Annotated in this window: 20 protein-coding genes; 13 read left to right on the forward strand and 7 right to left on the reverse strand. The window is 66.9% G+C overall.

Annotated features, from left to right (window positions below; all coding sequences use genetic code 11):
• Positions 1-5: 5 nt before the first annotated feature.
• The 3 genes from E8M01_RS16660 to E8M01_RS16670 all read left to right on the forward strand — a co-directional run bounded on the left by E8M01_RS16660 (position 6) and on the right by E8M01_RS16670 (position 2,933).
• The gene (locus E8M01_RS16660; protein ID WP_136961143.1) at positions 6-632 is read left to right on the forward strand and encodes a glutathione S-transferase family protein; all 627 of its coding nucleotides are present in this window, start codon (positions 6-8) and stop codon (positions 630-632) included.
• A gap of 101 nt (positions 633-733) precedes the next feature.
• The gene (locus E8M01_RS16665) at positions 734-1,936 is read left to right on the forward strand and encodes an MFS transporter (RefSeq protein WP_136961144.1); all 1,203 of its coding nucleotides are present in this window, start codon (positions 734-736) and stop codon (positions 1,934-1,936) included.
• 85 nt (positions 1,937-2,021) lie between these two features.
• The gene (locus E8M01_RS16670; RefSeq protein ID WP_136961145.1) at positions 2,022-2,933 is read left to right on the forward strand and encodes a copper resistance D family protein; all 912 of its coding nucleotides are present in this window, start codon (positions 2,022-2,024) and stop codon (positions 2,931-2,933) included.
• A gap of 12 nt (positions 2,934-2,945) precedes the next feature.
• Here the strand turns inward: E8M01_RS16670 and E8M01_RS16675 are convergent, their stop codons facing one another.
• A complete protein-coding gene (locus tag E8M01_RS16675) occupies positions 2,946-3,710 on the reverse strand; it encodes a DeoR/GlpR family DNA-binding transcription regulator (protein WP_136961146.1) in 765 nt (254 codons plus the stop codon).
• A gap of 82 nt (positions 3,711-3,792) precedes the next feature.
• Between E8M01_RS16675 and E8M01_RS16680 the strand changes: the two genes are divergently transcribed.
• Positions 3,793-4,305, forward strand: coding sequence for an RNA pyrophosphohydrolase (locus E8M01_RS16680; RefSeq protein WP_136961147.1), 513 nt, complete (start codon positions 3,793-3,795; stop codon positions 4,303-4,305).
• Positions 4,306-4,452: 147 nt separating this feature from the next.
• Positions 4,453-6,093: a glucose-6-phosphate isomerase gene (gene pgi / locus E8M01_RS16685; RefSeq protein ID WP_136961148.1), complete on the forward strand. Its 1,641-nt coding sequence runs from the start codon at positions 4,453-4,455 to the stop codon at positions 6,091-6,093.
• 69 nt (positions 6,094-6,162) lie between these two features.
• On the opposite strand, the gene E8M01_RS16690 is transcribed toward pgi, so the two are convergent.
• The 3 genes from E8M01_RS16690 to E8M01_RS16700 all read right to left on the reverse strand — a co-directional run bounded on the left by E8M01_RS16690 (position 6,163) and on the right by E8M01_RS16700 (position 9,846).
• Complete coding sequence (locus E8M01_RS16690) at positions 6,163-7,809, reverse strand: ABC transporter substrate-binding protein (protein WP_136961149.1); 1,647 nt, start codon at positions 7,807-7,809, stop codon at positions 6,163-6,165.
• Positions 7,810-8,013: 204 nt separating this feature from the next.
• A complete protein-coding gene (locus E8M01_RS16695) occupies positions 8,014-8,790 on the reverse strand; it encodes a hypothetical protein (RefSeq protein ID WP_136961150.1) in 777 nt (258 codons plus the stop codon).
• Positions 8,791-8,910: 120 nt separating this feature from the next.
• Complete coding sequence (locus E8M01_RS16700; protein WP_136961151.1) at positions 8,911-9,846, reverse strand: N-carbamoyl-D-amino-acid hydrolase; 936 nt, start codon at positions 9,844-9,846, stop codon at positions 8,911-8,913.
• 422 nt (positions 9,847-10,268) lie between these two features.
• Between E8M01_RS16700 and E8M01_RS16705 the strand changes: the two genes are divergently transcribed.
• The 7 genes from E8M01_RS16705 (at position 10,269) to E8M01_RS16735 (ending at position 15,902) form a co-directional block, all read left to right on the forward strand.
• Entirely contained in the window at positions 10,269-10,871 is a 603-nt protein-coding gene (locus E8M01_RS16705; protein WP_136961152.1) for a TetR/AcrR family transcriptional regulator, read from the forward strand.
• 4 nt (positions 10,872-10,875) lie between these two features.
• A complete protein-coding gene (locus E8M01_RS16710) occupies positions 10,876-12,063 on the forward strand; it encodes a DUF418 domain-containing protein (protein WP_136961153.1) in 1,188 nt (395 codons plus the stop codon).
• A gap of 153 nt (positions 12,064-12,216) precedes the next feature.
• On the forward strand, positions 12,217-13,149 hold the full coding sequence (locus tag E8M01_RS16715; RefSeq protein ID WP_136964678.1) for a dihydrodipicolinate synthase family protein: 933 nt from the start codon (positions 12,217-12,219) through the stop codon (positions 13,147-13,149).
• 46 nt (positions 13,150-13,195) lie between these two features.
• On the forward strand, positions 13,196-13,615 hold the full coding sequence (arfB, locus tag E8M01_RS16720) for an alternative ribosome rescue aminoacyl-tRNA hydrolase ArfB (protein ID WP_136964679.1): 420 nt from the start codon (positions 13,196-13,198) through the stop codon (positions 13,613-13,615).
• A gap of 179 nt (positions 13,616-13,794) precedes the next feature.
• Positions 13,795-14,181: an MAPEG family protein gene (locus E8M01_RS16725; RefSeq protein WP_136961154.1), complete on the forward strand. Its 387-nt coding sequence runs from the start codon at positions 13,795-13,797 to the stop codon at positions 14,179-14,181.
• 96 nt (positions 14,182-14,277) lie between these two features.
• Positions 14,278-14,634: a YciI family protein gene (locus E8M01_RS16730; protein ID WP_136961155.1), complete on the forward strand. Its 357-nt coding sequence runs from the start codon at positions 14,278-14,280 to the stop codon at positions 14,632-14,634.
• A complete protein-coding gene (locus E8M01_RS16735) occupies positions 14,631-15,902 on the forward strand; it encodes an RNA polymerase sigma factor (protein ID WP_136961156.1) in 1,272 nt (423 codons plus the stop codon). Before E8M01_RS16730 ends, E8M01_RS16735 begins: the two co-directional genes overlap by 4 nt.
• A 23-nt stretch (positions 15,903-15,925) precedes the next feature.
• On the opposite strand, the gene E8M01_RS16740 is transcribed toward E8M01_RS16735, so the two are convergent.
• Entirely contained in the window at positions 15,926-16,834 is a 909-nt protein-coding gene (locus E8M01_RS16740) for a 2-dehydro-3-deoxygalactonokinase (protein WP_170181934.1), read from the reverse strand.
• A gap of 161 nt (positions 16,835-16,995) precedes the next feature.
• Here E8M01_RS16740 and E8M01_RS16745 point away from each other — a divergent pair, with 161 nt between their 5' ends.
• Positions 16,996-18,669, forward strand: coding sequence for a formate--tetrahydrofolate ligase (locus E8M01_RS16745; RefSeq protein ID WP_136961158.1), 1,674 nt, complete (start codon positions 16,996-16,998; stop codon positions 18,667-18,669).
• A gap of 18 nt (positions 18,670-18,687) precedes the next feature.
• On the opposite strand, the gene E8M01_RS16750 is transcribed toward E8M01_RS16745, so the two are convergent.
• Both E8M01_RS16750 and E8M01_RS16755 read right to left on the reverse strand, forming a co-directional pair.
• On the reverse strand, positions 18,688-19,296 hold the full coding sequence (locus E8M01_RS16750; RefSeq protein ID WP_136961159.1) for a hypothetical protein: 609 nt from the start codon (positions 19,294-19,296) through the stop codon (positions 18,688-18,690).
• A 6-nt stretch (positions 19,297-19,302) separates the two neighbouring features.
• Positions 19,303-20,790, reverse strand: coding sequence for a L,D-transpeptidase family protein (locus E8M01_RS16755; RefSeq protein WP_136961160.1), 1,488 nt, complete (start codon positions 20,788-20,790; stop codon positions 19,303-19,305).
• Between the last annotated feature and the right edge of the window lie 69 nt (positions 20,791-20,859).

The following is a 20,859-nucleotide window of genomic DNA, read 5'->3' on the forward strand; positions in this document are numbered from 1 at the left end:
CCGCCGTGATCCTGATCGGCCAATATGATTCGCCTTTCGTCCGGCGCGTTGCGATTGCGCTCAGCCTCTATGGCCTGGCTTTCGAGCATCGCCCCTGGTCGGTGTTCAGCGACTCAGACGAGGTTGCCCGTTACAACCCGCTGATCCGGGTGCCGGCGCTGATCCTCGACGACGGCGAAGTGCTGATCGAAAGCGCCGCGATCCTCGACTATCTCGATGAACTCGTCGGCCCGTCCAGGGCGCTGATCGCCGAGAGCGGCCCGGCCCGGCGCCACGCCTTGAAGATCTGCGCGCTGGCCGCCGGGCTCGGCGAAAAGGCCGGCAGCCTCACCTATGAGCGGGTGCTGCACCAGCAGATATCGCAGGTCTGGGTTGATCGCCTGGAAATGCAGATCCGCGGCGTCCTGGATGTGCTCGAAGCCAAGCGGGCGATCCGGGCGACGCCGTTCTGGTTCGGAGACACCATTGGACACGCCGATATTGCGGTCGCCTGTGTTCTCAGGGGCACTGGTGAGGCCCATCCCGGCCTGTTCGACGATCAGCGTTGGCCGGCGCTCGCCGGACACGCCGCGCGCTGTGAGGCCCTGGCGCCGTTCCGGGCGATCGCCCAGCCATTCCTGCCGCCGTCCTGACCGGGCCGGCGGCGGTCTTGCCGAGCGCGCGGCGCAGCCGGCCTCTGCCGAAACGGCGATGTCTAAGCTGAGCCGGCTCGGCTAGGTTGCGCCAGCTCGCCATGCCCATCTCCTCAGCTTTCATCATCGTCGCTCTCGGCATCACCCAGATCATTTCCTGGGGCACCATCGTCTACGCCATATCCGTGCTGTCGAAGCCGATGGCGGCGGAGCTCGGCTGGAGCCAGACCTTCATCTTCCTAGGCTTCTCGATATCGCTGCTGGTCGGCGGCCTGGTGGCAAAGCCGGCGGCGCGCTTCCTCGAAAAGCGTGGCGGCCGCGTGACCATGACCATGGGGTCGGTGGTGGCGGCATTGGGCCTTGCCCTGCTCTCGCAGGTGACAGAGGCGACCGTCTATGCCGCCGCCTGGATCGTCCTTGGCCTTGCGTCGCGTCTGACCCTTTATGACGCAGCCTTCGCGACCCTGGTCGAGATTCACGGCACCGCCGCGCGGCGGCCGATCAGCGTGCTGGCCTTGTTCGGCGGCCTTGCGTCGACGGTCTATTGGCCGATCTGCCATTATGTGAACGAGGCCTATGGCTGGCGCGTCGCCTGGATCGTCTGCGCCCTGTCGGTCCTGGTCCTCTGCACGCCGCTGCATCTGGCGCTGCCGAAGAAGAGCGCGACGTCGAATCCGCGGAACGGCCTGAACGGCAATGGTGTGGATCCGGAACCGCTGGTGCCGGCCTCGCGGCGCGCCTCCGCGATCCTGCTTCTGGCCATTGCGCTTGCCTGCAATTCCTTCGTCACGGTGGCGCTCAATGCCCATTTCATTCCGGCCGTGGTGATGCTCGGCGCCTCCGCCGCCACCGCCGTCTGGATCGCCTCGATCCGGGGGGTGTTCCAGACGCTCGGCCGGCTCGCCGAAATGATCTTCGGGCAGAATCTAAATCCGTTCGCCTTCGCCATGCTGTCGACCGGCATCCTGGTGCTGGCCTTTGCGCCGCTGGCCGGCGGCGGCGCCTCGACGCCGGCGCTGCTCGCCTTCTCGATCCTGTTCGGCATTTCCATTGGCCTGGTCACCATCGTGCGCGGCGCCGTGCCGCTGGTGCTGTTCGGCAAGCACGGTTATGCCAGCGTGCTCGCGACCATCGCGACGCCCGGCCTGGTGGTCACCGCGGTGGCGCCGACGGCCTATGCCTTCGTTCTCGATACGATTGGCCCCGGCTGGGGTTTCGTCATTCTGTTCGTCATCGCGCTCGCATCATTTGCCGCGACATCAGCGCTTGCGTGGCGGTTCCGCGCGCGTCCAAATCTCCCATAGCCGGCGATGACCGTAGCCCGAGCGGCAAATTCGGGCTAGCTGAACCGTCAGGCGGACGGCAAGGCGGATTCGCGGAGAGGCCGGCATGATCCTGGAGTTCTGGCAAGGCTCGGGCGACCTTTGGAACGCGCTTACCGTGCTTCTGCGCGCCGCCGGTTATGCCGGCACGCTGGGGGCTGCCGGCGTTGCCCTGTTTCTGCTGTTCATGAGCGGCGAGCTCACCGCCGACGAAGCGACCGCGGCACGCCGCTGGCTTGCCGTGCTGGTGCTGGCCGGCCTCCTCGCCAGCCTCGCCGCCTGGCCGATGCGCGCCTTGAGCCTGTCCCGCATGCCCGAGGCGGCGTTCCGCTTCGAGATCTATTCCGGCATTGCCCGCTCGCGTTTCGGCGACGCTGGCCTGCTGCGGCTCGTCGGCCTGGTCCTGGTTCTTTTCGCCCTGGTGCGCCGCACCTGGGGCGCCGGCATCGGCGCCATCGGGGCCGTGGTGATCGCCGCGAGCTATGTCGCCATCGGCCATACCACCCAATATCGTCCGCGCCAGGAGCTGGCCGCGCTGACCGTCCTGCATCTGACCGCCGTCGCCTTCTGGTTCGGCAGCCTGTTCCCCTTGCGCAACATCACGCTGCGCCGGGATCCGCGCTCGGCGGCCGAGACCCTGGCGGTCTGGTCGCGGTATGCGACAGTCTTCGTCATCCTGGTTGCCGCCACCGGTCTGGTCGTCGCCTGGTATCTTGTTGGCGCGGCCCGCAACCTGACCGGCTCCTGGTTCGGCTGGGCGCTGATCGCCAAGCTCGCCCTGGTGGCGTTGATCCTGCTTTCGGCCTTCGGCGCGCGCTTCCGCCATGCCAGGCTGATGCTGCGCGGCGACGTCCTGGCGGCCTCCGCCATGCGCCGCTCGCTCGGCCGGCAGATCGTCATTGCCGTGCTGGTCTTTTATGCAACCGCCGAACTCGTCTCGGTCAACCCGATCGATTACGGCCATCGCCTGCCCGGCTGACCGCCGCCCGTCTCAGGCGACCAGCATGTCGAAGCCGCGGTCCGAAACCGCCTGGCTCAACTGCCGGCTCGGCGCGATGTCGACGATGATGCCGGTCGCATTGTCGACACCGGTGATGCGCACTGGCGTCTGGCGCTCGAATTTCGATGAATCGACCATGAAATAGGCCCGTTTCGCCACGGCGATCATGCGCTGGCGCTGCTCCGCCCAGAGCCTGGAGAAATCGGTCGGCTGGCCGTCGGCAGCGAGGCCTCCCGCGGCGACGAAGGCGATGTCGACGCGATAGTTCCTGAGCATGTCCATGGTGTCGATGCCGACGGAACCTTCGTCGGCGGCATCGATCTCGCCGCCCAGCACGATCACCCGAAAGCTTGGCACCCGGGCCAAGAGCAGCGCATTGGCCAACCCATTGGTGATGACGGTCAGCCGGCTCTTCGATGTCAGCGCCTCGGCGACCAGCAGCGCGGTGGTCCCGGAATCGAGCAGCACCACCATGTCGTCTTCGACCAGTGCCGCCGCGGCCCTGGCGATCGCGGCCTTGCCGGCCGTATTGTCGGCCTGGCGCTGGGCCAGGCTCGGCTCGACGCCGAGCCTGCGGGTGGCGCCGCCGTGAACCACGTCGAGCTCGCGGCGATCGGCCAAGAGCTTCAGGTCGCGCCGGATCGTTTCACGCGACACGCCGAGTTCGCTGGCGAGTTCTCCGACGGTGGCAGAGCCGGTGATTTCGATCCGTTCGCGGATGCGGTCGTGGCGGTTCACGGCGAGCGGTCTGGCCATATGCAATGCGTTCCGGGTATGCGATGCGAATGAGGAGATAGTTGGTCGCGGCCGTGTGATGGGGTCCTTCGGGAGTGTACGGATGTGCGGTGGTGACGCAACCTACCGGCCGAATGTCGGCATTGCGTTATTCGATGTTCGCGGCCGGGTCTTGATCGCCCGGCGCACCAGCGATGACGGGCCGGAAGTGATCGCCGCCGGCTTCGAATGGCAGATGCCGCAAGGCGGCGTCGAGCCCGGCGAGGACATCGAGGCGGCGGCGCGCCGGGAGCTTGCCGAGGAGACCGGCGTCACCAGCACGGTGCTCATCGGCATGCTCCCGGAACAGCTCAGCTATGATTGGCCACCCTATCACGGTCCGCCGCATCGGCTCGACCGCTGGCGCGGCCAGCGGCAGAGCTGGCTCGCTTTTCGCTTCACCGGAACCGACCAGGACATCGACCTGTCGCATGCCGCGCCTGGCGAGCCGCCGGAATTCGATTTGTGGCGTTGGGAGAGGCTCGAGCGTCTGCCAGACCTGGTCGTGCCCTACAAGCGCGCCATCTATGCGCGGCTGGCAGCCGAATTCGCCGTCTTTGCCGCGCGGCGCGCGTGACGCCGCGGCGCCATTGCCGGCCGGCGGGGCTCGCCGGCGGGATCCGGTGACGGTCATGGCATCATGCTGCAATTCATCATCTTAAGGTCATGATGCGCCACGATGGTCCCCGCCAAGAATCGCCATCCAGACCGGAAACCCGCTGCCATGACCGATGCCGTCGCCGCCGCCTTCGCCGCTCTCGAGAGCCATAAGCGCTCGATCGAAGCGACATCGCTTCAGGCTCTGTTCAACGCCGAGCCGAAGCGCTTCGAGCGCCTGTCGATGAAGCTTGGCCCGATCCTGATGGACTATTCCAAGACCCGGGTGACGGCCAAGACCATACGGCTTCTGACCGACCTGGCCCGCGCCGGCGACCTCGAGGCCAAGCGCGATGCGATGTTCGCCGGCGAACGGATCAACCGGAGCGAGAACCGCGCGGTGCTGCATGTCGCGCTGCGCAATCTCTCCGGCACGCCCATGCTGGTCGACGGCCGCGACGTCATGCCGGCGGTCGCCGCCGAGCGCGAGCGGTGCGCCGCCTTTGCCGATGCCCTGCGCTCGGGCGCCTTGCGCGGTGCCACCGGCAAGCGGTTTTCGACCATCGTCAATATCGGTATTGGCGGCTCCGATCTCGGGCCCGCCATGGCGGCGCTGGCCTTGACGCCTTATGCCAAGCGTGGCCTCGGCGTGCGCTTCGTGTCCAATGTCGACGGCGCCCATATGGCCGATACGCTCAAGGGCCTCGACCCCGCCCGCACGCTGTTCATCATTTCGTCCAAGACCTTCACGACGGTCGAGACCATGACCAATGCCACCACGGCACGCGCCTGGGTGGCCCAGGCGCTCGGCGAGCCGGCGGTCGGCCATCATTTTGCGGCGGTCTCGACCAATCTGGCCGCCGTCACCGCCTTTGGCATTCCCGAACAGAGCATGTTCCGCTTCTGGGACTGGGTCGGCGGCCGCTATTCGGTCTGGTCGGCGATCGGTCTTGCGCTGATGATCGCCATCGGCCCACGTAACTTCCAGGCCTTCCTGGCCGGCGCCGAGCGGGTCGATCAGCATTTCCGCACCGCGCCCTTGACCCGCAATATGCCGGTCATCATGGGGCTGATCGGGCTTTGGCATCGCAATGTCTGGGGTCATGCCAGCCACGCGGTGCTGCCCTATGACCAGCGCCTGGCGCGCTTTCCGGCGCACCTGCAGCAGCTCGACATGGAGAGCCTGGGCAAATCCGTCACGCTTGCCGGCGATCCGGTGCCGCGCGCCACCGGCCCGGTCATCTGGGGCGAGCCGGGCACCAACGGCCAGCACGCCTTCTTCCAGCTGCTGCACCAGGGCACGGATGTCGTGCCTTGCGACTTCCTGATCGCCGCGAGCCCGCACGAGCGTGGCCGCAAGCACCACGACCTGTTGATCGCCAATTGCCTGGCCCAGAGCCAGGCGCTGATGCGCGGCCGCACGCTGGAGGAGGCGACCGCCCTGGCGCGCGACAAAGGCATGAGCGCCAAGGAAGCCGCGGCGCTCGCACCGCATCGTGTGTTCGCCGGCAACCGGCCCTCCACCACCTTCCTCTATCGCAAGCTCGACCCGGCGACGCTCGGCATGCTGGTCGCGCTTTACGAGCACAAGGTCTTCGTCATGGCGGCGGTCCTCGGCATCAACGCCTTCGATCAATGGGGGGTCGAACTCGGCAAGGAACTGGCGACCGAACTGGAGCCGGTGGTGGCGGGCCGCGTCCACGCGATCGACGGGCTCGACGGCTCGACCGCCGGGCTGGTCGCGGCATTGCGGAAACTCAGGCTCTAGATGTTCAGTCCTGGCATGTGACGGTGCACCCCTGTCGCGAGCATCAAGGGATGCGCTATGGGCCAGGTTCTAAGCCGCCGGTCCGACGACGACCGGCGTATAGTCCTGGAACCAGTTGCGCGCCTGCACGAAGCCCTTGACCCGCGGGCTCAGGCCGCGTGGGTTCAGGTCGTGGACGACGAACAGCGCGGCCGCATCGTCGACCAGCAATTCATGCAGCCGGGCCATGGCCGCGTCCTGCGCCGGCTGGTCGACCGCCTCGCGCATGACCTTGATCTGCTGATCCACCGCCGGATTGTTGTACCAGCCCCAGTTGTTGCCGCGCGGCGCGGTCAGGCCACTGTCATAGATCGTCCAGCCGGCGGTCGGCTCGATCGACGGAATGGCGATATTGATGGCATGCACCCCGCGTTGCTGGTCGCTCCGTGTGCCGCCGCGCAGCATGTTGATGATGGTGGTGAAATCGACCACCTCGAAGGTGACGTCGATGAACACGTCCTTGAGGTTCTCCTGCATCATCTCGTTCATCGGCATGGGCACCATCTGGCCACCGCCGCCGGACGCGATGACGACCTTCACGGCCAGCCGCCTGGCCGGTCCATAGCCGGCTTCGCCCATCAGCTTCCGGGCCGCGTCGACGTCGTAGCGGATGTCGAAACCAGGCTTGCCGAACCACGGTTCGCCGGCCAGCACATTGCCTTTGGCGGCCTGAGCCGTGCCGGAGAGAAGCTGCACCATGCCCTCCCGGTCGATCGCCAGATTGGCCGCCTTGCGCACGCGGACATCGGCAAAGGGCGTGCCCGGATTGACGTTGAGCCGCCAGGCCCAGATATGCGGATAGGAGTTCTGGACGACCGCCATGCCGGCGGCCTTGAGCGAGGGGATCGCGTCGGGTGGCAACGTCTCGGCAATGTCGATCGTGCCGGCGCGGAGTGCCGCGATCCGGGCATTGCCGTCCGGAATCGGGATCAGCACGGTGCGTGGGGTCTTGGGCACGCGCTTGCTGTCCCAATAGGCGCCGTTGGCTTCCAGTTCGGTGCGCTCGCGCGGTGTCACCGAGACCACCTTGTAAGGCCCGGTGCCGGCCGGGTTCACAGCGAATTTCTGCCAGTCGCCGCCGAGCTCCGTGAGCCGCGCCGGGCTGACGAACCAGAGATAGGCGAGCTGGAACGGGAAGGCACCATCGACGAACTGGGTTGATATGGCGATGCTGCTGTCGTCGATCTTCTCGTAGCTTGCCAGCGACGACAGGCGGGACCGGATCAGGCCGGAGCGCGGCGCGTGATATTGCGGCGCGTCCTGCTTGAACACCGAATCCAGATTCCAGATCGCCGCCTCGACATCGAACGGCGTGCCGTCATGGAATTTGACGCCCTGGCGCAGGGTCAGGATCCAGCGCTTCTTGTCGGTCGGATCGACGCGCCAGCTCTCGGCGAGACCCGGCGTCAGCCGCGACAGTTCGTCGGCCTTCGTCATGTCCCAGTTGATCAGCGCATCGAACACCATGTAGCCGCCGAAGCGGACACCCTCGAAGCCGCCCTCCGGCCCACCCCACATGCGCGGGACGTCGGACAGCGAAATGCCGATGCGCAGTGGCTGCCCGCCGGTCTGGCTCGCCGCCGGACCGGTCATGGCAGCGCCGCCGGCAAGAGCCGCCGCGCCCTGCAGGACGACGCGGCGGGTGAAGGTGAGGTGGCTGGGAGTGAGGCGGGACACGGCAAACCTCCGGAGTGGGCCTGCCGGAAAGGTTCCAAGTTCCGTGCCAGATCGTCGGCGAGAGCTAACGTCATGAAATAAGGCGAATAACCGCACTGGATCCAGGTGCTCGGTCTGTATGCAATCGGGCGATCCTGCCTGAAGCCAAGGCAGAGCCGCACGTTCGGCGGGCAGATTCGGCCGGCACGGCAGCGCCGCCTTGGCTCAGTCGACCTTGAAATTGGTCGGCCGCAGCGCCGGCGGCGCCGGCGGCGAGACATGGTTGCGTGCCCAGAAGCTGTTGAAGAAGGGCAGCTTGGCCGTGACCTCGCCGCGGGTCACCGGCCTCAGCCGCGAGACCGTCTCGACCCACAGCACGACGGTCGCGCCTGATGTCCCCAGCACGGCGTCGGGATGGTGGATCGGCACCTCCGCCCAGGCGCCCGGGCCGTCGCGGTCCGGCTGGAAGTTGCGCCGGTCGGCGAGGAAGATCACATCCGGCTGAAGCGGGTGCTCTTCCCGCCCGTCGACCTCGGTCACCGCGGAGCTGAACTCATGGCGCCGCGACTGGGCCGCGACGTGGATCAGGCCGGTCTCGATCGGCTCGCGCAGGTCGCCGCCCATCGCGGCGATGACCTGCCGGATGAGCCAGTCCGGCGACGGGTTTCGAAGGGGGGTGATGAGCATGGCCACCGCCGCCCGCGCGCCGAGCGTCAGGACGACCGCTTCTCCGCGCAGCGAGGCATGGTTGGCATTGAGAATAGCGAGGCCATTGCGCGATTTGAGCTCGACCACATTCGATGCCGAACGGGTGACGCCGTTGATAGTGACGTCCATGCCGATGCGCACGCGTGCCGTTTGGGTCGGGAACAGGACCCAGGCATAAAGGGCATAACCGATCAGGCCGAGCACCGTCGCGGCCCGCACCCAAGGCATCCGCCAGGCGAGGCGCAGGTTTTCGATCGACGTGTTCAAGTCCCTGATGATCGGCTTGAGCACCATGCCGTGTCCTGATCGGTAAGCCTCCTGTGCTCTAGTCTACATGACGCCGGCCGGGCCAGCGAACAGGCCGCGAGACCGAATGCCGCAGGACGCCGCGTCGTTGCTGGCGGCGGCCCTGGTTCATTCGCCCAGCGGCGCGCCGACACCGGTACGTTCGATGATCAGGCCGTAATGTTCGACCCGGCGGTGGCGCGCGAAGTCGAAGATCGTCTCCTTGCCGAACCGGGTGTCGTCGAGGTCGCAGGCCACTACCAGCACGCCGTCGTGTTCGTGGTCGAGCTCGCCGAGGATCTTGCCGTTGGGATCGACCACCAGCGTGCCGCCGGTCAGGTGATGGCCGTCCTCGGTGCCGGCCTTGGCCACCGCGACCACGAAGGTCGAGTTCTGATAGGCGCCAGCCTGGACCGACAGGCGGTGGTGGAACAGCCGGTCGGCGAGGCCTTCGTCGCTGCGCTGTGAATTGACCGAGGGCGTATTGAAGCCGAGCACCACCATCTCGACGCCCTGCAGGCCCATGACGCGGTAGGTCTCCGGCCAGCGGCGGTCGTTGCAGATCGCCATGCCGACCAGGCCGCCCGCGAAATTCCACACCGGCCAGCCGAGATCGCCCGGCTCGAAATAACGCTTCTCGAGATGCTGGTGCGAGCGGGTGTCGTCATAGTCGACATGTCCAGGCAAATGGACCTTGCGGTATTTGCCGGCGATCTTGCCGGCATGGTCGACCAGGATCGAGGTGTTGAAGTGCCGGCCCTCCGGCGTCAGCTCGGCATAACCGAAGCTCATTGCCATGCCGAGCGCCCTGGCCTTGTCGAACAGCGGCGCGGTCGCCGCATTCGGCATGGAGGCCTCAAACCAGCTGTCGGCCTCGGCGCGGTCCTCATGGTACCAGCGCGGGAAGAAGGTGGTCAGCGCCAGTTCCGGGTAGACGATGAAATTCCCGCCCCTGGCATGCGCCTCGTCCATCAGCGCGATCATCCGGGTCACCACGCTCTGCCGGTCCTCGGCCTTCTGGATGGGGCCGAGCTGGGCGGCAGCGACGGTGAGAACGCGGGACATGGCGGCTCCTGGCTGGTGCGCGGCGCTGCGCTTCGGCGGCCGCTTTCGATCGGGCCAAATCCTAGGGTGCGGGGGGAAGCCGGCACAAGACCGCAACGCGGGGCGTCGGGCCCGAGGGGCTGACCTGCCGAGTGGGGGGGCGTGAGCCGATCGACATCACCGCGTGGCGCGCAGCATGGCGCTTCGCGGCCAACCAGGCGCGGTCGCGGCATTGATCCTGCCGCTTTGGCCCATGCATGGCATGGCCGATTGCGATTTTCGTTTTGAGGTTGCGCCCGCGTCGACGGTCAGGGCGAGGCAAAGGAGGAGCCCCCCGGGGCGTAGGCCAGGTCCGGCCCGATCGTTTTCGACTTGACGATATTTATTAGATCGACTAGTCAGTCTAATAAATATCACCGTCCGTTGGCTGGCAGGAGCATGGGATGCGCAAGGTCGATCCCGATAAATACGAGGCCAAGCGCCAGCAGATCCTCAAGGCCGCGATTGCCTGTTTTTCGGCCAAGGGGTTTCACCGCACCAGCACCGCCGAGATCTGCGCCGAGGCCGGCATGAGCCCGGGCAACCTGTTTCACTATTTTCCGAACAAGCAGGCGATCATTGCAGGCATCGTCGATGCCGAGCGGCGCGATACGGCGGCCTATTTCGCGGACGCGATCAAGGCCGACGACCTGTTCGCCGAACTGCTCGGTTTCATGGATATCGTCCTGGCCCTGGCGGCCGACCCGGCCTATGCGCGCCTTGCGCTCGATATTTCCGTCGAGGCCATGCGTGATGCCGATATCGGCCAGCGGGTGGCGCGCAATGACGCGGAGATCCAGGCGGCGCTGGCCGCACTGATCGCGGAAGCAGCGTCGCGCGGACAGGCTGACCCGGGCCTCGAGCCGGCCGCCGCCGCGACCTGGATCGGCGCGCTGATCGACGGGATCTTCGGACGGGTGGCGGTCGACCCGACCTTCCGGCCGAAAGACCAGGCGGCGACGCTCAGGCTGCTGATCACCCGCTTCCTTGGCCCGCGGGGGCGGTGACGGCATGACTGCGACATCAGCGCAACGGATCATCCGGGTCGACGCCCTGCGTGGCATCGCTCTCGCCGGCATCCTGGTGGTCAACATGAAGGCTTTCGCCTCGGCCTATTACGGCACCGGCGTCGCCGATCCGGCCTTTACCTCGCCCTTCGACCAGGCCGTGCAATGGCTGGTCTCCTGGCTGTTCGAAACCAAGTTCTACCTGATGTTTTCCTTCCTGTTCGGCTACAGCTTCACCCTGCAGATGCAGTCGGCCGAGCGGGCCGGCGAGCCCTTCATGCCGCGCCTGCTGCGCCGGCAGGCAGGGCTCTGGCTGATCGGCCTCCTCCATGCGGTGCTGCTGTTCTATGGCGATATCCTGACCACCTATGCCGTGCTCGGCCTGGTTCTGCTGGCCTTGCGCCATCGCTCGGACGAGCAGCTCTTCGGCCTCGCCCAGGTCCTGGTGGTGGTCACCGCCCTGGTCTGGGCTTTTGTCGCGCTGCTGCTCCATGTCGTTGGCGAGGTCATTGATCGGGCAGCTCTGGCGCGGGCCGCGATCGTCACCGAGGCGGCCTATCGCAGCGCGCCCACGGCCGTCATCGGCCAGAACCTCCAGCACCTGACCACCGCCTGGATCCCGATCGGCTTGATTCAGGCCCCTTGCGCCTTGGCCATGTTCTGTCTTGGCCTGGTTGCTGGCCGGCGCCAGTTCCTCCGCGATTTCGACCGCCATCGTTCGCTTGCCGGCTACCTGGTGGTTTTCGGCATCGTCATTGGCCTGCCGACGGCCGCGTTCTACGCCTTCACTTCGGTCTACTGGGTCGGCACCGCCGGCGAGCTCGCCGGCCTCGCGCTCGGCATCCTGACCGCGCCTTTTCTGACCGGCGGTTATATCGCGGCTGCCATGCTGGCCTTCCAGACCGGGCCGGGCGCAAGGGTCGCCCGCCTGCTGGCGCCCGCGGGCCGCATGGCCCTGTCGAACTATCTGCTGCAATCCTTGATCTCGGCTTTCATCTTCTATGCCTACGGCCTTGGCCTGATCGGCCGGCTGCCGCCCTGGCTGGTGCTGTTCCTGGCCATCGCCATCTTCGGCGTACAGCTCATGCTCAGCGCCTGGTGGCTTCGCCTGTTTGCCTATGGCCCGCTCGAATGGCTGTTGCGGGCCGTGACGCTCGGCCGGCCGCCGCCCATGCGGTTGCGGCAAAGCTGACCGCGCGGGATGCGAGCCTTGCGGTCCGGGCCTTTGACCCGCATGCTTTTTCGTGGCATCGCCCAGGTTCTTAGCATCGCTTGGGTTCTTGGCATTCTTGACATCGCCCCGGCGAAGAGCGCGACGAGAGGAAGTCCCATGCAGGCGAACGGTATCGATCTCACCAAGGCCAGCGGCGTCTATGTGATTGCCGCCACCCCGTTCCATGACGATGGCCGTATCGACCTCACATCGACGGACAGCATGGTCGATTTCTATCGCGCCTGCGGCGCCACCGGCATGACCATCCTTGGTGTCATGGGTGAAGCGCCGAAGCTCGACCAGGAGGAATCGGTCTCGCTGTCGAAACACATCATCAAGCGCGCCGGGCCGTCCATGCCTGTTATCGTCGGCGTTTCGGCGCCTGGCTTTGCCAATATGCGCTCGCTGGCCCGCACCGTGATGGATGCCGGCGCCGCCGGTGTCATGATCGCGCCGCCCAACACGCTGCGCACCGACGACCAGATCATCACCTATTACAAGCAGGCGGTGGATGCGATCGGCGACGACGTGCCTTTCGTCATCCAGGATTTCCCGATCACCTTCACGGTGGTCATGGCGCCCAAGGTGATCCGCTCGATCATCCAGGAACTGCCGTCCTGCGTCATGTTGAAGCACGAGGACTGGCCGGGCCTGGAGAAGATCTCGACGCTGCGCGGTTTCGAGGCCGATGGCTCGATGCGCCACGTCTCGATCCTCTGCGGCAATGGCGGCCTGTTCCTCGATTTCGAATGCGAGCGTGGCGCCGACGGCGCGATGACCGGCTACGCCTTCCCGGACATGCTGGTCGACGTGGTCAAGCTGCAGCAGGCCGGCAAGCGCGACGCCGCCCATGATCTGTTCGACGCCCATCTGCCGCTGGTCCGCTACGAGCAGCAGCCGGGCGCCGGCCTCGCGGTGCGCAAATATCTGATGAAGAAGCGTGGCGTGATCGCTTCCGATGCCCAGCGCAAGCCGGGCGCCGGCCTGTCGGCCAAGGCGCGCGCCGAGGTCGATTACCTGTTCGAGCGGCTGGCCCGCCACGACATTCGCGCCAAGGCGGCCTGACGCTTATCCGGGCGATCGAGCGGAGGGAAGGCGCGGCATGGTCGACATGATCGAAGTCACGTCCTCGCTGTCGCTCCATCCCGACGATATCACGGTGACCTTCGTCCGGGCCTCCGGGCCCGGCGGGCAGAACGTCAACAAGGTTTCGACCGCCTGCGAGCTGCGCTTCAACCTCGCCGGCGCCGACCTGCCGCCCGACGTCAAGGCGCGGTTGGTGCCGCTGGTCGGCTCCCGGCTGACCAAGGACGGCGTGGTGGTGATCCAGGCCGACCGCTTCCGTTCGCAGGAGATGAATCGCGAGGACGCGCTGGCGCGCCTCGTCGATCTGGTCAAGCGCGCGGCGGTCAGGCCGAAGCGCCGCATCGCCACCCGGCCGACACGCGCCTCCAAGGAGCGCCGGCTGGAAGGCAAGTCCAAGCGCTCCGGCGTCAAGAAGACACGCAACGTCAAGCCGGGAATGGACTGAGCGTCGACGCCACGTCCGCTTGGCTTAAACCCTCTCCGACCGGTCATCGCAGTACAGGGCTGCTCTCGCTCGCGCACGCCACCGTTCCGAACGTCGAAAATAATTACTGCCGGGTCTGTCGATTTGGCGAAAGCCGTTCGTCATTGCGCCGTCAATCCAGACCCAGACGGAGACAACTCATGACCTTCCAGGTCACCGCATTTTATGCCGCGATCCTGGCGTTTGCCGTGATGGTACTTGCCAATGTGGTGAGCGCAAAGCGGGGCCGCGCCGGGATATCGATCCTGCATGGCGACGACCTCGACCTCGCCTTGTGGACGCGCCGGCACGGCAATCTCATCGAGAACGTGCCGCTGGCGCTCATCCTCATGGCGCTCTGCGAGGCGCGCGGCCTCGGCCCGGGCTGGCTCAACGCCATGGGCATCCTGTTGATCGTCGCGCGCGCCGCCCACCTTGTTGGCCTCGATGCTTCGCGGCTAACCTCGCCGCTGCGCATTGCCGGCGGGGTCGGAACACAGATCGCCATGTTTGGCGCGGTCGGCTACCTGCTCTGGTCGCTGCGCTGATTTTTTTCTGAGACCCGAGAGTCGATCGCGACAAGGCCTGTTCGTCATTACGTGCCGCTCATCGCGACGGCCACACGAACCAGAGGGAGCGCATCCATGAAGTACATGGCCTTGATCTACCGGGCGCAGGATTCGTCGCCGGCCTATGGAACACCGGAATTCGGGCCCTTCATGGCCGCCTATCAGGCCGCCAATGAAAGGTTCGCCAAGGACGGCGTTCTGGTTGCCGGCGAAGCGCTCGAGGCGAGCTCGACCGCCACCACGGTGCGCGTCCGCAACGGCCGCACCGAGACGCTGGACGGACCGTTCGCCGAGTCCAAGGAACAGCTCGGCGGCTATTACATTTTCGAGTGCGACAACCTCGATGACGCCATCCGCTACGCTGCCATGATCCCGACCGCCGCCTATGGCGCGGTAGAGGTCCGGCCGGTGCAGGACCTGACGCGATCATGACGTCGGGCACGACGGAGGCGATTTCGATTCCGGACGAAATCGACCGGCTCGTTCGTCTCGATGGCGGTCGCCTCCTGTCGTGCCTGATCATCAATCTGCGCGATTTCCAGTTGGCCGAGGACAGTCTCCAGGACGCCTTGGAATCGGCCGTCATGCACTGGAGCCGGGATGGGCTGCCCGGCTCTCCATCGGCCTGGCTGATGCGAACGGCGCGGCGCAAGGCCATCGACCGGATCCGCAAGGCAGCCAGTTTCCGTTCCAAGTCGGCCGAGCTCGCCGCCTTGATCGTCCTGGACAACGCGGCCAGCCAGGATGACGAGACGGAAGCGATTGCCGACGAGCGCCTGAAACTCATCTTCACCTGCTGCCATCCGGCGCTCGACCAGAAGACCAGCGTGGCTCTGACCCTGCGCGCGATCGGCGGTCTCAAGACCGAGGAGATCGCCAGGGCCTTCGTGGTGAGCCCGGATTCGATGGCCCAGCGGCTGGTGCGGGCGCGGCACAAGATCGCCAAGGCCGGTATTCCCTACGAGGTTCCGGGTCCCGATGGCTGGAGCCAGCGGCTGGATGCCGTGCTGGCCGTGATCTATCTGATCTTCAACGAGGGCTATGCGGCCTCATCGCAGCAGCACCTGAGAACCGAACTCTGCGTGGAGGCGATCAGGCTCGGTCGTGTGCTGACGGCGCTGTGCCCGCGCGAGCCGGAAGTGGAAGGCTTGCTGGCGCTGATGCTGCTTCATCAATCGCGCTGCGCAACGCGCCTGGATGGCCTCGGCGCAATCGTGTCCCTGGAAGACCAGGATCGCGGCCGCTGGGACCGCGGCCTGATCGCGGAGGGAACGACCTTGCTCGAACGGGCACTTCGCCGCGGCCGGCCCGGTCCCTACCAGTTGCAGGCGGCGATCGTCGCGGTTCACGCCGAGGGCGCGTCTTTTGCCGAGACGGATTGGCACGAGGTCGCGTTGATCTACCAAACTCTGGTCGCCATGCGGCCGAACCCGGTGTTCGAGCTCAACCATATCGTCGCCTTGTCCTATGCACAGGGACCAGGCGTCGCCCTGGATCGGCTCGCGACGATCGCGGCGGCGCTTGGCGCCTATCAGCCCTATCACGCCGTCAGAGCCGACATTCTCGCCCGACTGGGCCAGGTCGAGCCGGCGCGGCGGGCTTATCAGGAGGCGATCCGGCTCTCCGGCAACGATGCCGAAAGGCTGTTCCTGACCCAGCGGCTCGGCGCGCTCGTCGGCGCTCGCCAGACGCCGGCCTGAGCCGCCCGATGGCGCGGTCGAGGTCAGACCAGGCCGGCTGCCCTGGCGATCTTGAACTGGCCGGCGAAGGCGGCATCCGCCGGTGCCGGTTCGGCCGCCAGGTCGAGCGCCGCGAAAGCCGCGGCATAGCGGGCGGCGAGTGCTTCGCCGCCGACGATCAGGGTCTTGCCGCCGACATCCGGCGCGAAGCTCCGGGCTTCGGCGATTTCGGCGCCGATCAGCAGGCCCGACAGCCGCTCGGCGGTCTCGTTCGCGGCAAAATCACCCAGCAGGCTGCCGGCCCGGAGCCGGAACAGCTTGCCGAGCAGGCCGGCGCCGGCATGGGCGGCACCGGCCCTGACGGCCTGTGCGAAAGCCTCGGGAGCGTCGACCGCTTCGGCTGTGGTCAGCCGGAGTACGCTGTGGTTCTTCACCGCGGCGAAGACGTCGCCGGTCATCGCGGTCCGAAACCCGACGATGCGGCCATCGGCGACATGAACCCATTTCGAATGGGTGCCGGGCATGACGGCAAGCCGCGAGCCGGCGAGCTCCAGGCCGGCGATCTGGGTCTCTTCGCCGCGCATCACGTCCGGCTCGCCGTCGGTGCCGCGAAACGACAGGCCGGTGACGAAGGCGATGCGCCGGCCGGCAGGTGTCTCGATGCGCCTCAGCGCCCCGGCAAGGTCGGCCGGGTCGGCCGGGCAGGCGAGATAGGGCGTCTCGACCCAGCCGGTGCGGCTTGTCACCATGCCGGATGCGATGATCGGCAGCACCCCCGCCGTTTCCCATTGGGCAATCGACCCTGCCAGGACGGCCTCGAAGGCGCCGTCCCTGATCGAAACCAGCCCGTCGGAACCTTCGACGCGGTCGCGGATGGCGCCCGTGCCGTCCATCAGCGCCGCCCGAAACGAAGTGGTGCCCCAGTCGATCCCGATCAGCTTGCCGTCGGCCATGTCAGTGCGCTCTCCATTCGTCCGGTTGGTTCTATCCGACAGGCCGCACCCGGCGCCCAAGCTTGTCCTGCATGGCGGCCTTTCATGGACCCCTTGAGCCCGTTGGGGTAGGGACCCTATAGAGCCCTGTCCCATCCCGTGAAGCCCAGTGCCGATAAACCATGTCCCATGATCTTGCCGTGGCCCGCGCCGCGACCTTGCAGCCCATCGCGGCGATCGCCGAGAAGATCGGAATTCCCGCCGAGGCTCTCGATCCCCACGGCAAATATATCGCCAAGTTCGACGGCGACTTCCTGGCCGGGCTGAAAGGCCGCCCGGATGGCAAGCTGGTGCTGGTGACGGCGATCAACCCGACGCCGGCCGGCGAGGGCAAGACCACCACCACGATCGGGCTTGGCGACGGCCTCAACCGGATCGGCAAGCGCGCGGTGATCGCGCTGCGCGAGCCTTCGCTCGGGCCGGTTTTCGGGGTCAAGGGTGGCGCCACCGGCGGCGGCCGGGCCCAGGTCCTGCCGATGGAAGCGATCAATCTGCACTTCACCGGCGATTTTCACGCCATCACCTCGGCGCATAACCTGCTCGCGGCGCTGGTCGACAACCACGTCTATTGGGGCAACAGCCTCGGCATCGACATCAGGAGGATCGTCTGGCGCCGGGTCATGGACATGAACGACCGGGCGTTGCGCGCAACCACGGTCGGGCTTGGCGGGGTGACCAATGGCTTTGCCCGCGAGGACGGTTTCGACATCACGGTCGCCTCCGAGGTGATGGCCTGTTTCTGCCTGGCCGATGATCTCGCCGATCTGGAGGCGCGGCTGTCGCGCATCGTGGTGGCCTATACCCGGGCGAAGAAGCCGGTAACCGCTGGCGACCTCAATGCCGCGGGCGCCATGACCGCCCTTCTGAAGGACGCCATCAAGCCGAATATCGTGCAGACCATCGAAGGCTCGCCGGCGCTGATCCACGGCGGTCCTTTCGCCAATATCGCCCATGGCTGCAATTCGGTGATCGCCACCAAGGCAGCCCTCAAACTTGGCGACTATGTGGTCACCGAAGCCGGCTTCGGTGCCGACCTCGGAGCCGAGAAGTTCTTCAACATCAAATGCCGCAAGGCCGGGCTGAAGCCCTCGGCCTCGGTCATCGTCGCCACCGTCCGCGCGCTCAAGATGAATGGCGGGGTGGCCAAGGCGGATCTCGCGCGCGAGAACCTGGAGGCGCTGCGGCAAGGCCTGGTCAATCTCGGCCGCCATGTCGTCAATGTGCGTTCCTTCGGCATCCCGGTGGTGGTCGCCATCAACCATTTCACCTCCGACACCGAAGCCGAACATGCGCTGATCGCGCGGATCTGTGCGGAGCAGTTCGGCGTCGAGGCGATCCAGTGCCGCCATTGGGCCGAGGGCGGCAAGGGGGCCGAACTGCTGGCCGAAAAGGTGGTGGCGCTGTGCGAAGCCGGCACGGCGCATTTTGCGCCGACCTATCCCGACGATCTCGGCCTCGCCGACAAGATCCGTGCCGTTGCGACCCGGATCTATGGCGCAGCCGATGTCGTGATCTCGGCCAAGGCCGCCGCCGATCTCGCGGCTTTCGAAGCCGCCGGTTTCGGCAAGCTGCCGGTCTGCATGGCCAAGACGCAATATTCCTTTTCGGCCGACCCGACCTTGCTCGGCGCGCCGAGCGGCCATGTCGTCCCGGTGCGCGAGGTTCGGCTGTCGGCCGGCGCCGGCTTCGTCGTCGCCATCTGCGGAGAGATCATGACCATGCCCGGCTTGCCCAGGTTGCCGGCGGCCGAAGCGATCCACGTCAATCCGGACGGTGAGATCGAGGGGTTGTTCTGATCGGTGCGATCGGGATCGTCAGGCGCTCGGGTGCCAGAGCGGCGCATAACCCGCGGCGAGCACTGCGACGATCGCTGGTGGCGTCAACAGCCTGGCCTCGCCCGCCGGCCTTGCCCGCGGCCGGCCATAACCGGCGAATGACCAGGGCAGGAACGCGCCGCCCCTGACGGCGAAAGGCGCGCCGCCGACGGCGACCATCGCGCCGTCAGGCAGTGCGTCGATGGCACCGCCATGGGTCCGCTTGGCACGGCCATCCAGGCGCTCGGACTGCAATACGAGATCCATCGCCGGCGCCCGCGGCGGCGCGGGCAGGCCCTTGGCCTGTGCCCAGGCCGCGGCGAAGCGTGTGGCGTCAGCGCGGCGGCATTCGAAACAGGGCCGATGACCGGCGGCGAAAGCGGTGGGCTCGTCGAGAAAGAACAATTCCGTATAGCCGCGGTCCATCACCTTGCGGCGGCGGCCCTTGAACGACAGCACGCAGCAGAGCCATTGCCGCGAGGCCCAGGGCCGCGCCTTGAGCGTCCGGTCGTCGCGGTGAAACCTGCCGCCGCGATTGCCGAAGAACAGTCCGCGCTCCGGAACCGCCTGGATCGTCCCGAAGGGATCGACGCGGTTGGTCAGCGCCATGGCGGCTCAATACCTGAGATCGGCCGAGGGATCGCGCCGCGGCTGCTGCGGCGCGCCGAACAGGCCGCCCAAGAAATGCGCCGGGGGCTGCTGCTGCACCTGCGGGGCGATCTGAACCGGCTCGGCCGGTGCACGGTCGGCCGGGCGGACCACGCGCACGGGCGCCGCGCCCGGCGCGTCGTAGCCGTAGATATCGTCGCGGAACTGCACCGTGCCGTCGGGCGCTGCCCAGCCGGTGAGATAGACCCAGGCGACCGGTACCGGTTGGGTCAGCCGCACGTCCTTGCGTTGGGTCTGGGTCATTTCGGCATCGACCCGCGCTCGGTCATAGCCTTGCGGCGCCAGCAGCCAGGTGACGAACTCGTTGACGTCTGCGACCCGGACGCAGCCGGACGAGAAATAGCGGGCATCCGAGGTGAACAGCCGCCGCGACGGCGTGTCATGCATATAGACCGCCTCGCGGTTCGGCATGTCGATGCGCACGCGGCCGAGCGAATTGCCAACGCCGGGATCCTGTCGCAGCGTGTAGTTCACCGCCCGCTCGGTCGACCAGTCGATGGTCCGCGGGTCGACCTCGTTGCCACGGCCGTCGAGCATGCGCACCCGCATCGAGGCCAGCGTTGCCGGATTGCGGCGCATCTTGGGGATGATGTCCCGCCGGATGATCGAGGTCGGGATGGTCCAGGTCGGGTTGAAGTTCACCACCGTCAGCCGCGTCTCGACCATCGGCGAGGCATGTTGCGGCTTTCCGACAATGATCACATGGCGGCGGCGGACGATGCCGTTCTCGATCGATTCGGCGGCAGCCGCCGGAATGTTGACGATGACGTAGCGCGGTCCGAACTGGAACCGGCTGTCGGAAAGCCGCTCCAGCGACTTCTCCAGAGCTGTGACGCGGATCTCTACCGGTATGTTGAGCTGGCGGATGGTGGCCGCCGCCACCACGCCTGACGAGACGAGGCCGACACGGCGCTGGAAGCGGCGCACCGCTTCGGCGGTCGCTTCATCGAAATTGGGGCCGTGGCTCTGAGCCGGGTTGAGGTCGCCTTCGGCGGCAAGCCGCTGCTTCAGCGCCAGCACCTGCGGACCTTGCTGGCCCTTGGTGAAACGCGCGCCGGCGGGCAGCGTGCCCCAGCCGCCGGCGAGTGCGATCTGGCGATAGCGGGCAAGCGCTGCCTGCGTCATCGCGACCGTCTGCGGTGCATAGGTCGGCTGCGGATCGCTCGAAATGGCGGTGACGCGCGGCGGCGGCGGTGGCGGTGCGGGACGCCGGGGTCTCGGGACGGCTGCCGGGGTCGCGGCAGGCTCGGCGCCGGGCGCGGCCTCGGCCGAAGGCTGTGCGGCAACAGGCGCCGCCGGCGCCGGCTCGGGCGCGGCCGCAGCAGGCGCGACCGGCGGATTGACCGACGCGACCGGCGTCTGGGCCGACGCCATGCTGAAGGCAAGCACCGACACGGCGCTGAAAAGCACCGCCGGAACGAACCTCGGGAGCATGCGAAGAGCCAAGCGGTAAGCCATGAATCGGATCGGTAACCACAATGATAGGTGGGCTCCTTAGCGCAA

This window comes from Phreatobacter stygius (genome assembly GCF_005144885.1).
GTDB lineage: Bacteria > Pseudomonadota > Alphaproteobacteria > Rhizobiales > Phreatobacteraceae > Phreatobacter > Phreatobacter stygius.